Raw genomic sequence first — 12,787 nt, 5'->3', positions numbered from 1 at the left:
ATATAATAATACAGTACATGAAATTTCGTATGAGATATGTCATATATATTCGTTATATTTTTACTTTTACCTTTTTAATAATAAGAATACAAAAACGACTCTTATCACAAGAAAAGAGTCGTTTTCTAACTTTATACTTTTAATACTTTCATGTTAAAAATGCGAAAACTAAAATACTATTTAAGAGCCTTAACTATAACTTTAGTTGCCTCTGCAATGAGTTGATTATCATAGGTTGCCTCTTTCTCATCTTTACTAGATAAAATTGCGATGATAATTGGTGCTCTATTTGGAGGCCAAACGATAGCAATATCATTTCTTGTCCCGTAACTACCAGCACCTGATTTATCTCCAACTACCCATTCAGTTGGTACGCCTGCACGAATAAGTTTGTCCCCTGTAGCATTTCCTTTCATCCACTCTGTAAGAATTTTACGTTTTTCAGCTGGAAGTGCATTTCCGACCGTAAAAGCTTTAAGATTCGTAGCAATAGCTTTCGCTGTACTAGTGTCACGAATGTCTCCTGGAATAGCTTCGTTTAATTCTGTTTCAAAGCGATCAGACATAGTAATCCGATCCCCCATATGCCTAAGCGCTTTTTCATATCCTTTCGGTCCTCCTATTTTATTAAATAAAATGTTCCCTGCAGTATTATCGCTTGAACGAACAGCAGCCTCAGCAATTTCTCCTAGTTTCATTCCAGTATCTACATGTTTCTCTGTAACAGGTGAATAATCCACTAAGTCTTCTTTCGTAAATGTGATTACTTCATTTAATGTATCAATTGAGTTTTGCTGTAGTAATACTCCTGCTGCTAAAGCCTTGTAGGTTGATGCGAAGGCAAATCTTTCGTTAGATCGATAAGAGATTGTTTGATTTGTACCAGTATCAATCGCATATACACCTACTCGAGCATCAAATTTTTTCTCAAGTTGTGAGAACTCTTTATGCGTCGCCTGATTTTTATGTTTCACTTGTCCAGTCTTTTCTTTCGCTTCAACTTGCAGTGACTCTCCTGTAAAAGCTTCTAGGCCTGTAATACTTAAACCTAATATACCAACGCATATTCCTATTTTTAGCATCCTCTTATTTTTCAAAATCATCATTCCTTCCAAATTTTTAGCACCTTTTTATACGTACACATAATAGACAATCACCGAACCAAATTTGTTCCACAAACTAAAAAAATTATAGCTAGTATGAGAGTTATTAACAAAATAAGAGATAGTAGCTACGACGCCTCTATCTCTTATTTCATATTTCATTTTTTTACTTATAAATGGCTTTATATGAACAGGGTCTCTTCCCTGAGAAAAGTACTCTAATTTTGCTTAGAACTACCTGTACTAGTAGCTTCACCATGTATACGTTGCTGTTTCAAATCAAAGTATACATCTAATACTTCCTTTCCAATTATAGAATTAATTCCATTTTTATCATCATGAAGCCATGGAACTACTACGGAAAATGCTACTTCTGGATTATCATATGGAGCATATCCAACTAACGTTAAGTTGTAACATTCCATACGTTCTCCTTTTGCATTTCTACCAATCGGGTCATCTCCACCATATACAGTTTGGGCTGTTCCTGTCTTTCCTGCTGGTTTATATGGCGCGTTTTTGAAATATTTCACGCCAGTTCCATCACCTTCTTGGAATACCCATCTAAACCCTTCTTTTATCCGATCAATATGTTCTTTCTTCATATCAATTCGATTTAATACGACAGGCTCTATGGAACGTATAACTTTGCCAACCTCTTCTTTTATTGATTGTTCTCGTATTTCTTGTACAATTTGAGGTTGCATTCTATAACCACCATTCGCAATCGTTGAAATATATTGCGCTAATTGCAACGGCGTATACGTATCATACTGACCGATAGAAAAATCTAGTAAAAACCCAGGTTGACTATCTACTTTTCTCGTTTGTCCAATTATTTCATTCGGTAAATCAATACCTGTTGGGACACCTAAACCAAATTGCTTGAAATAATAGCGCATCGTATCAAATGCTCCTTGTTTAATATCCAATGAGCCATTTGGTACGTAATTAACTCCCGCAATTTTTAAAGCTGTCTGGAACATGTATACATTCGAAGATACTTGTAAAGCCCGTAAATCATTAATATTACCAAATCCGGATACATTCCACGATTTCTTAGCTTGTGTACCTTTAAATTTCATCGGCGCGTCATAAAATTGATCTCCTGGATGTATTGCCCCTGTCTCATATCCAGTTAATAAAGTAGCACCTTTTACAGCTGACCCTAGCTCATACGAAGTTGTCATGTTTCCTAATGCCAAATCCTCAACCTCTATTTTCCCTTCTTTTTCTACAATCTTTTTGCCTGCCATTGATAAAATTTGTCCGTTATTTGGATTCGTCATGACAACAAAAGCTCGATCGAGCAGTGGCTCTGAACTCTTAAAAGCTCTCAAGTTTTTTTCTATACTTTCTTCCACTTTCTTTTGTAATTCCATATCAATCGTTAATGTTAAACTATTACCACTTTTTCCTTTAGAGATTATTTCTGTGTTAACAATGTTTCCTGATTTATCAGTAATATTTTTTACTTCTTCTTTTGTGCCGTGTAATACATCTTCATATCGTTGTTCAATATAACTTTTTCCAACACGATCATTACGGTTATATCCACGTACTAAATAAGAATCTAAATTTTCTTTCGGTAATCCTTCTTCACTACTCGTAATATTTCCTAATACAGAACGAAATAAATTACCGTTTACATAATTACGTTCCCAATCAACAGTTGCATCTACTCCTGGAAAATTCGCAAGATTTTCGCTTATCCGCGCATACTCTTCATCTGTTACATCTTTTTTAATAATTTGTGGTGTTAGTTGATAACCTGAACTCATTTTACTTTTAATAGCTAACACCTTTAAATCTTGTGCTGTTAATTCTGCTAATTCTACCTCTGTAACCCGACCTCGTCTTAAGTCTTCTATTTTTTTATCTAACTCTTTTCCCTCTATACCCTTTTCTTTAAACTTTTCTATATCTTTCTTAGTAATCTTTGTCTCCGCACGTTTCGAATTCAACTGCATCCAAAAATCTTTTTTATCGATATCTGTTAATTTATTTATATCTTGTTCAGGCATTTCAAGTACTTTCGCCAAGTCTTTTGCTGTTTTTAAAATATCTTCACTCGTAATTCCCTTCACCCTTGTATACGTAATTGTGCGAAGAGATTTATTATTAACAACTGTTTTCCCTTCTCGATCTAAAATTTGTCCACGTGGAACTGGAATACTAGTTATTGCATTTTGACTACTTTCCACTTGGTTCTTATAAGCCTCTCCCTCAACGATTTGTACCTTTCCTAGCTGCATAATAATAGCTGAGAATAGTACAAATATGCAAAGGAACATTATATTTAATCGAATAGATATATATGTCTTCTGCTTCTTGCCTTTTTGTCCTTTCATAAATCCTCCATTTAATCCTTTCAGGAATTGCTACAAATACTAAAAGCATTCCTTATATATTAGATACCGATAATCGGTTATAAATATCGCCTCAATTTTTTGCTTAATCCTTGTAAGCAACCATTCCTTTTCGTTTAGCTACGGAATTAATAACTCTCCCTTCTTGTTTTCTCTCTATTTTTTTTGCCACTTGCATTAGAAGTGCTAAACTGTATAATAACTCTTATTAAACTTACATATAAACTTGCTAGTAAATTTTCATGCTAATTATTCCTTTCTTCATGCTGTAATACTTAATAGACAACCTAAACAATAAAGTTGTTCCACATTTACAAAAAAAATAATTAAATATAAGATGAAATAGGCTACATAAGGGAGGGTTATATGTTACATACAAGAAGATGGAGATTTTTTGCGGTTCTTTCTATTGTAGGTTTGATTTTACTAATTTTATTAAAAATCAACTTCATTTCAATTACTATCGCAACTTCTTCAGCTGAAAGAGGAAAGATTTTTGATAAAAATGGTGTAATGCTAGCTACAAATAAGAAAGTTAAGTCTCTATATTGCACTTCTAATGATGAAAAGCTATCGAAACAAGATACATCAAACACATTAGCTTTTTTTAACCAATTTTCAAGCGAGTTTCAACATGATATTTCTACAGAGAACATAAAATCTCAATTACAACAATCTTGTAAAAAGAAGACTATGAATGATATACCGTTATACTCTGATATAAATGAGAATGAACTTGCATTCATAAACAAAAACAAACCCAATAATGTAATAATTAAAGATGAATGGATTCGATATTACCCTAAACACGAAATTGGTTCACAAGTAATTGGGTATGTAGAAAATGACCTTAAGTCCAAGCATATGGCTGTTGGAAAAAGCGGGATTGAGCTGCAATATGAAAATGATTTAAAAGGAAAACCAGGCAAAACTCTTATTTTTAAATTGAATAATAAAAAGTTCTTATGGAACATTCAAAAAGTACAAAAAGGAAAAGATGTGCGGCTAGCTTTAGACTCTGAGTTGCAGCAAAAGGCAGAAGAAGCATTAAAATCTCAAATTAAGAAAACACCTGATGCTAAAGCTGGTTATGCTATAGTGAGCGATGCAAAAACTGGCGCAATTTTAACTATGGCCAACTCGGTAGCTTTTAATCCAAATATATTAAATACACATGTATCTTCTAGAAAAGAAAACATTAAATCTCTTTCGCAAAATAAAGCAATTCAAAAATTAAAGTATGGTGAATCTTATGTAAATATGGCTTCTACTATAAAACCACTCACTATTTTGATTGGATTAAATGAAAAGCTTTTCCAACCAGAAGATACTTATTTAGATAAAGGTACTTTTCAGTATGATAATCAAAATAACATTACGAATGCGCCTGGAACACCAACAGGGGAGATTACACCGAGGCAGGCTATCATTAATTCATCTAACACATTTATGACAGCAAAAGTAGCTCTGCCCTTATTCAACCAAAATAATGGAAATATAGAAAAAGTGGCACATATATGGACAGATTATTTAATGCAATTCGGCCTACGTTCTAAAACTGGGATTGATTTACCCTTTGAAGAAGACGGACAATATGAATTCCATCCATCTAATAAATTTGAAAATGGGATTTCAGCTTTATTAAATGCCTCTTGGGGAGGAAATGAAGTGCATACTCCTCTTCAACTCGCTCAATATGCAGCAACTTTGGCAAGTAAAGGCGACAAATATAAACCTCAAATCGTAAGTGCGATTATTGGTCAAGATGGTAAGGAAACCAAAAAGTTTAAACCCATTTTAGAAAGTTCAAATCGTTACCCGATGAACTTTTGGAGTGTCGTGCAAGGTGGGATGAGTCAAAATATAGAGGAAATTAAAAAGTTGCCCTTTGACGTCGCAGGTAAAACAGGTATTACAGGTTTTCCAAATGAGCAAGCAAGAATGATAAATCACTCTCTTTTCATTGCGTATGCTCCTACGGAAGATCCACAAATTGCCGTTTCTGTCGTTATCCCTGGTAGTAATTCAGAAAAAAACATTGCCGCTCTCGTTACATCAGAAATTTTAGAGTACTGGAATACTCTTCAAAACGAAAATAAAAATAAAGAGGAAGGTTCACTTTAATGAACCTTCCTCTTTTACCATATAGAATCTATATTTATTATTTTCCATATACCTTCATTATTCTTTTCGAACATAAATGAATATTTAATATCAGTTAAAACGTACTCTTTCTGTACATATCCAGTATTACCGTTAATTGTAGATATTTTTATATATCCATTATTCTGTACTTTTTCTGGAATCCAAGCTTTTACCATTTCATTAGATACTTCATATAAAACTTGTGATTCTCGCTTTGGTTCAGCTAAAATTTTCGTTTTATTTCCAGTAACAGTTGCATATATAAAATGCGCTTGGTTTGGTTGGTTACTTTCTGTCAATCCACTTGGTACTTTATATACTTGCTTTGTATCTTTTGCAAACTCTCCTCCCATTGTAAGGGCGACTTGCAACTCATGAAAGATATCTTCATCAAACTTCAATTCATCCTTCCTATAACTCTTTCCTTTAAATAGAACTTCATCATTTAACGCTTTGTACAAGTTATTTTCATTTTTTGAGTTCGTACTTTGATATAGTTCATTCATAAATTGTTTTAATGATGGATCTTGAGCAGACTCATCTTTTGTTTTAGGCTTAATTTGAGTACTACTTTGTACCGGCGATTTATTATCATCAAGCCAAGGTTGTTGAACAATGAAAAATAACATTGTACAAACCAAAACAACTACAATAGGTAATGCTTTTTTACGAAATGGTCTTTTATGTTTTTCAAAATCCACTTCATTATTTTCATATATAGACTGCTTTATTTTAGAAATAAATTCTTCTTCATCTTTACGATTCTCCATTGGGCCTTTTTTTATTTTTCTATACCAGTCAGGATTTTGTTTATTGTTCATCACTACTACCCTCCCCTATTAATTTTGAAACCTTACTTCTCGCTCTACTTAATCTCGATTTTACAGTTCCAACGGATACTCCTAATGTTTCAGCCATTTCTTCATAAGATAATTCATATTTTGCATCCAATATAATTATTTCACGGTGCTTTTTAGGTAGTTCTAATACCACCTTCCACACATCATTCATTTCTTCTTGCTTAAAAAATTCTTGTTCTGCTGACAGGGATTGCTTATCGTCACTAAAAAATCCTATTAAAGATATCCTTTTAAAATAGGAGGATTTCAAATAGTTTATTGCCGTATTTCTTGTGATTTTTAAAATCCACGTTTTAATAGATGACTCCTTTCGAAATGAATTCCAATTTTTAAACACCTTTATAAATACATCTTGCGTGATATCATCTGATAAGTGTGGATCTTTCGTAATAATAAATGAATAATTCCATACATCTTGCCAATAGTCTTTTATAACATAGTCCAGCTCATCATGATTACACTTTTCAATAAACGTCTGTTCCATTTCCACACCTCAAACTTATTTGAATAAACATAAAACTGCCCTCACTTTTTTATTATGGTTTCAATATATAGACAAAATACAAGTTTCATTTGTTCCATTGTTTATCTTTTTTCAGGCAGAATAATACTACTAAAAAACAAGTAAAGCATACAATGATAAAAATCCACTCACAATAATCTATTTTTTGAATTTAACGTAACACTCTACTTGTCCATTTCAATTTGCTATTCCCTTCTATTTACCATTAACAATGTCAACTTTTCTAGAATGACAGCAAAAAAGCATTCTCGATTAGAAAGAATGCTTTTTTGAAATTTAATTGTTCTATATTTCCCCCCAATTTATATCTTTGAGTTAAGCAAACATGTAATAAATTTAGTGAAAAATTCACCTTATAATTAAGTATTATTTCTGAAATACATGTTTTATTTTTTCACCTGGAACGTTACTTCCTCCTCTTCCTTTTACATCTTCAATCATCATTGTAACAATCATGTCTGGCGCATTTGCATCGAAAGCTGCGAACCATCCCAGTTCTTTTCCGTCTGCTTCTTTCGACTCTTTCAGTTCTGCTGTACCAGTTTTACCAGCAAGCGTTACACCATTAACCTTTGCAATTCTCCCCGCGCCATCAGGGTCATTAATGACTTTAATTAATGCGCTCTTTAATATCTCTTGATTCTTTTTAGAAACCACATTTTCTTTCCAATTCCCTGCTACTTTTGCTTCTTTTAAAAGATGTGGCGACGGAATATTCCCTTCATTTACGATCGGTGCATATGTTAATGCTAAATGAAGTGGTGTCATTAATACTTGTCCTTGTCCATAGCCCGTGTCTGCAAGTTGAATATCGTTTTTTATCCCATCTTTTGCAATGATTGAAATAGGAAGTTCGTATTCGATTGGTAATTTTTCATGAAATCCGTACTTTTTAAATTCATTTACATACTGATCTTTTCCCATTTTCAAAGCTTGTTGAGCAAAATAAATATTATCAGAGTACTTCATTGCCTTATCAAAATCAATTGGACTTGCATCCTTTACACGCGTTACATAGTAATTTCCCCAAGACGAATCTTTTGTCCACTTCAATCCTTGAATTTTAAATTCTTCCTTCGGATTTATTGTGTTTGTTTCCAAACCAATTGCACCTGTGATCGTTTTAAATACGGAACCTGGTACAAATGCTTGTGTAAAGCGATTCGTCATTGGTAGTTTCGAGTCGTTACTCCATGCTTCTCGTTGGGCTTTCGATGCTCCTCTAACTATTATATTTGGATTATAAGCAGGGCTACTTACAAGTGCGATTGTTTCACCCGTTTTAGGATTGACCGCTGCACTAGACCCTGCTTCAGTTTTCATCTCATTAAAGATTTTTTCTTGAATTGCAGCATCAATTGTTAACGTAACATTTTCTCCTTCTTTTGCTTCTTTTTTTGCTACGTTTTTAATCTCTTTCCCCTTCTCATCTTCTATAAATACGCGTCCACCCTTTTCACCACGCAATTTATTTTCTAACACTTTCTCTAAACCGGTCTTACCTACTAAATCATCTGCTTGATAACCTTGTTTTTGAAGTGATTTTAACTCCTCCGCATTCACCTTTCCTATGTATCCAGTTAAGTGTGCCGCTGCTTCACCTAATGGATACGTACGAATATTTACTGGGTGAGATGAAACTCCTTCTAATTCAATATAATCATTCTGTCTGGTTCCCTCTTTTAAAATGCCAATTGGTACAAAGGAGTCTGGTTTTATCCATTTCGCTGTGAGCTTTTGTTCGACCTCTTCTATAGACATATCAAGTAATTGTGCTACTATTTCTTTCGTTTGCGCTGCTGTCTCGCCTAGTTTCTCTGGAATAATTCCAACCTCAGTCGCTTTACCATTCGTTGCAAGCCCTTTTCCATTTCGATCATATATTTCTCCGCGTTTTCCTTGCTCTATTTGCATACGTACTTTGTAATCTTTTTTCATTCCTGGAAAAATGAAGTCTGGCGTCCAATCTATTTTCCAAGACTCTTTATCTTTCACAAGTTTTGCTTCATGGATGAATGAAACTGATCCTACATCGGTATCCATCTTAACTTCAAAAAGAAAAAGCTCTTTATCTTTCGTATTCTCTCCTTTCATTTTAACTTTTAAATTCTTAGCTCCAATCCCCTCATAGATTTTTTGATATTTTTCTGTGAATTCTTTTTTAGAAATTGATTTTTTTGCATGATCTGATAAATGATCATACATATTTGTACATTTTCTATCATTCCATAAATTGATATATTCTTCAAATGCTTGTTTTGGCGGTTCGTTTTTATTACATCCTACCAACATAACCGCGAAACAAACGAAAAGCAGCATCCATAATTTTTTCAATTCAATCTTCTCCCTTAGTTAAAAATGATGATTCCTTTCTTAATTTATTTAATAAAAAATGTTTTAACGCTTAATAGACAGTGAAAGTAAGGATATTGTTCCATATTTACAAAAACTAAAAAAGAGTGATAAGAATTCCGTAAATTTGGAATCCTCATCACTCTCGTTTGATATTGTGCAAATCATGAATATGAAATAAGAATTTCTAATTTTTAAAAACAATTTCAATTTTCCGACTAACGGGATAAAAATCATGTATTTGTTCTATTTTTAATAATTCATAAATTCGTTGAAATGTTCGCATCAAATTCATCTGATGTTTTGGTATCTATTTTTCTCCCATCAATTGTCATCTTTATTTTTTGTTTTTGGTTTGCTGTTACTATCCAAGCGTTCGGTAAATAACGATCTTCATGGGATAATGTAGACGGTGAATTTATAACCTTTCCTCCTAAATATAGCGTAGCAGAAGAACCTCCATCCATTGCCATTGCATTTATAGCTCCTTTTTCATATAGAATATCTTGACACTCTTTCAACGTAGCTCCTATACTATGTGTCTGTCTACCGTCAATAACTAGAAACATAATTGTACCATCTTCTTTTTGGGCCATAATACTTCTTGGAGCCGACCCCCAACCGCCGTCTCCTTCTGTAATCATTTTTTCTCCATTTACAATTAACTGTGGCATAAATCCAGCTGCGGAAACGACTTGTTTATCCAACAGTTGTTGGGTAGAATAATTTCCTGTTATCATTTGACCAAACTTTGTTAATCCCGTAATAATTGTAGGGGCATTTCTATCCATATTTGTATCAATAGCTTTCCCATTTTCTATCACAATTCCAGTAGCAACATTTCCTCCACCCCTTCCTGTTTCGTCAGCAAATCCACTTGCATTCACAGCAACAAGTGCATGATTACGTTTTGCCATTACACTAATTTTTTCTCCCCTGTTAGCACCCTGTGTTCCTTGATGGCTAACAAGTTTAACATTGAAAGGATTACTAATTGTTACTAACTTTCCTTCGAAAAGAAAGCGACTATCTTTATTACTTTTAATTGTTTCTACATCAATTTCTAATGGCTGATTTTTTAATTCTTCTAATCTTTTTCCTACTATTTTTTTATAAATATGCTCATCACTGTTTGACCATTTTGGATGATTAATTCTATCTTGCAGTTTATCTAGTTCCTTTTGGGATAGGAATGTATATTTCGCATATTGTGGATGCTGAGAAGTTAATATACTCCCAGCGATTGTTATACGAAGCTCTCGGCCATAGCTAGTACCAAATAGTATTCCTACGCCAATAATCATTAAAATAGAAAATAGAAGCAAAATTCGTTTGAAGATTTTTCTTAGATGTTTCATAGTTTTATCCTCCAGCATTCATTACATTTAATAAATCCATTAAAATATTATTTATCTAAAGACAAAAGTGTTTGATTTCCTCATGCCTGAATTCCCCACTATGTTTTAGCAATTAAGGCAACATACTTATTCCGGATTTCGTTTTTTTAGTGTATATTTATAAATTTAATAACGTTTTTGCAACCATGAAGTAAATTATTAATCCTGTTCCGTCAACAAATGTTGTAATAAATGGACCTGAAACAACTGCAGGATCTAGTTTTAATTTTCTTAGAATTAAAGGTAAAACAGCTGCTACAAGAGAAGCCCAAATAACAATAAATAATAAAGTAATTGCTACAACTTGCGCAACTTCTGTTCCAACTCCTAACATATAAGCACGAATGAGCCCAGCTATCCCAAGTGCAAGTCCTAGAAGCATACCAATTGCAAATTCTTTTTTCATTACACGGAAAATGTCTTTAAATTTCAACTCTCCAATACCAATTGCACGAGTAATTGTTGCTACAACCTGTGTTCCTGTATTCCCTCCAGTACCTACTAATAATGGAACAAAGAAAGCAAGGGCAACTACAGTTTCAATTTCGTCTTCAAAATACTTTAATACTGTACCTGTATATGCCTCAGCAACAAAAAGAAGTAATAACCATGGTAGACGTTTTAGGAAAATGCTCCAAATACTAGCTTCAAAGTAAGATTGATTCAATGGTTCACTTCCGCCTAACTTTTGAATATCTTCTGTAGCTTCTGCTTCCATAACATTCATTACGTCATCAAATGTTATAATACCAATCATTTTATTATTTGCTGTTGTGACAGGTATTGCTGCTAAATTATAATTCAGTAGCTTTTTTACAACTTCTTGTTGGTCAACTTCAGCGTGTACTGAAATTACCTCTTGCATCATGATAGTAGATAATACCTCTTCATCTGCTGCTAGTAATAACTCATGTATGGAAACGATTCCCTCAAGATAACCATAACTATCAAGAACATAACTATAAGATATTGATTCTACATTTTCAGAGTGTTCCCTAATATGCTTCAATGTCATTTTTACTGACCAATTTCCTCTAACTGCAACAAAATCACTTGTAACAAGACTTCCTGCCGTTTCAGGTTTGAAAGTCATTAATTTTTTTACGTTATGTTTTGTAATTTTATCTAGATACGCCATTAATTTAGCCTGTTTTTCCGGATGAACCGCTAGAAGTAAATCTACTAATTCATCAATCGGTTGTAAATTTAGTAACTTTTTAGCTTTATTTTCAGATAAGTGAATTAAGATATTATACTTTTCTTCTGCACTCATATATTGAAGAACTTTAGAGCTTTTTAATACAGGAATCGTATTTAGTAATATGACTTGATCTTCAATTGAAAACTGTTTTACTTCTTGCGCAATATCATACGACGGAAGACGTAAAACTTTCTCTGCATCCAAGTTATTTTTGGTTATAAGTAATTCCTTTAATAATTTCTTCATGTTAACTCCTCCTCATATTGCTAAGGGAGACTCTAGAGTTTCATGAGTGGTTTTGTTTTATTTTATCTGTCTTAAATTTTTTATTAGAGCAATAATAGTTACATTGCAATCAATTCATTAGTTAGAATTACCTCCTTTTTGAATATAGACAAGATAAAAATAAATAACATTAAACAGAAAAACCTTTACTCAAAAAGGAGTAAAGGTTTTTTCACAATACAAATAAATGATTATTAAGACAGCTCTGCCGAAATCACAGAGGTGCCTTTCTATCAAATCGTATACCACTCCCTCGTTGAGTTTTAGCACTGTATAGCATAGGTTTTTATAACCAGCTACATTAAGAAGGGCCTTAATCCGACCGTTCCTGTTGACCCATTGGCGTCTCTCGACATTTTTGGGCAGCAGCGTTTCTCTATACAGGAGCCTCACCTAACAAAGTTTATTGAATTACTTCAAAATTTAAACCAGAATTTAATATTTGTCAACTGACTTTCAATTCCATTCATAAAAAAATCTTTTATAGAAAATGAAATTATATTTTATTATAAATTTAAAATCCCCCTTAAAAAACATAGAATTCAAATAGAT

Annotated in this window: 8 protein-coding genes and 1 riboswitch; of the genes, 1 reads left to right on the top strand and 7 read right to left on the bottom strand. The window is 33.1% G+C overall.

Going from position 1 to position 12,787, the window contains the following annotated elements; translation table 11 throughout:
* Nucleotides 1-176: 176 nt before the first annotated feature.
* Together bla and GBN78_RS24915 are read right to left on the bottom strand one after the other, a co-directional pair.
* Nucleotides 177-1,103, bottom strand: coding sequence for a class A beta-lactamase Bla1 (bla, locus tag GBN78_RS24920; RefSeq protein WP_141436972.1), 927 nt, complete (start codon nt 1,101-1,103; stop codon nt 177-179).
* Nucleotides 1,104-1,321: 218 nt separating this feature from the next.
* Entirely contained in the window at nt 1,322-3,454 is a 2,133-nt protein-coding gene (locus GBN78_RS24915) for a peptidoglycan D,D-transpeptidase FtsI family protein (protein WP_000678284.1), read from the bottom strand.
* 384 nt (nt 3,455-3,838) lie between these two features.
* Between GBN78_RS24915 and GBN78_RS24910 the strand changes: the two genes are divergently transcribed.
* Complete coding sequence (locus GBN78_RS24910) at nt 3,839-5,596, top strand: peptidoglycan D,D-transpeptidase FtsI family protein (RefSeq protein WP_000903423.1); 1,758 nt, start codon at nt 3,839-3,841, stop codon at nt 5,594-5,596.
* 14 nt (nt 5,597-5,610) lie between these two features.
* Here GBN78_RS24910 and GBN78_RS24905 read toward each other — a convergent pair whose 3' ends face one another.
* The 5 genes from GBN78_RS24905 to mgtE all read right to left on the bottom strand — a co-directional run bounded on the left by GBN78_RS24905 (nt 5,611) and on the right by mgtE (nt 12,196).
* On the bottom strand, nt 5,611-6,438 hold the full coding sequence (locus GBN78_RS24905) for an SH3 domain-containing protein (RefSeq protein WP_001060751.1): 828 nt from the start codon (nt 6,436-6,438) through the stop codon (nt 5,611-5,613).
* Nucleotides 6,428-6,961 carry an RNA polymerase sigma factor gene (locus tag GBN78_RS24900; RefSeq protein ID WP_025966180.1) on the bottom strand — a complete coding sequence of 178 codons (534 nt, stop codon included), beginning with the start codon at nt 6,959-6,961 and terminating at the stop codon, nt 6,428-6,430. The genes GBN78_RS24905 and GBN78_RS24900 overlap by 11 nt, the downstream gene beginning before the upstream one ends.
* Nucleotides 6,962-7,366: 405 nt before the next feature.
* Complete coding sequence (locus GBN78_RS24895; protein ID WP_152127816.1) at nt 7,367-9,334, bottom strand: penicillin-binding transpeptidase domain-containing protein; 1,968 nt, start codon at nt 9,332-9,334, stop codon at nt 7,367-7,369.
* A 278-nt stretch (nt 9,335-9,612) separates the two neighbouring features.
* On the bottom strand, nt 9,613-10,710 hold the full coding sequence (locus GBN78_RS24890; protein WP_000681824.1) for a phosphodiester glycosidase family protein: 1,098 nt from the start codon (nt 10,708-10,710) through the stop codon (nt 9,613-9,615).
* Between the two features lie 157 nt (nt 10,711-10,867).
* The gene (gene mgtE / locus GBN78_RS24885) at nt 10,868-12,196 is read right to left on the bottom strand and encodes a magnesium transporter (protein WP_097918578.1); all 1,329 of its coding nucleotides are present in this window, start codon (nt 12,194-12,196) and stop codon (nt 10,868-10,870) included.
* Nucleotides 12,197-12,477: 281 nt separating this feature from the next.
* Nucleotides 12,478-12,643, bottom strand: a riboswitch (M-box (ykoK) riboswitch).
* Nucleotides 12,644-12,787: the final 144 nt, after the last annotated feature.

This window comes from Bacillus sp. B2-WWTP-C-10-Post-4 (assembly GCF_009183805.1).
GTDB classification, from domain to species: domain Bacteria; phylum Bacillota; class Bacilli; order Bacillales; family Bacillaceae_G; genus Bacillus_A; species Bacillus_A cereus.
This window is presented reverse-complemented; position numbering and strand designations above follow the sequence as displayed.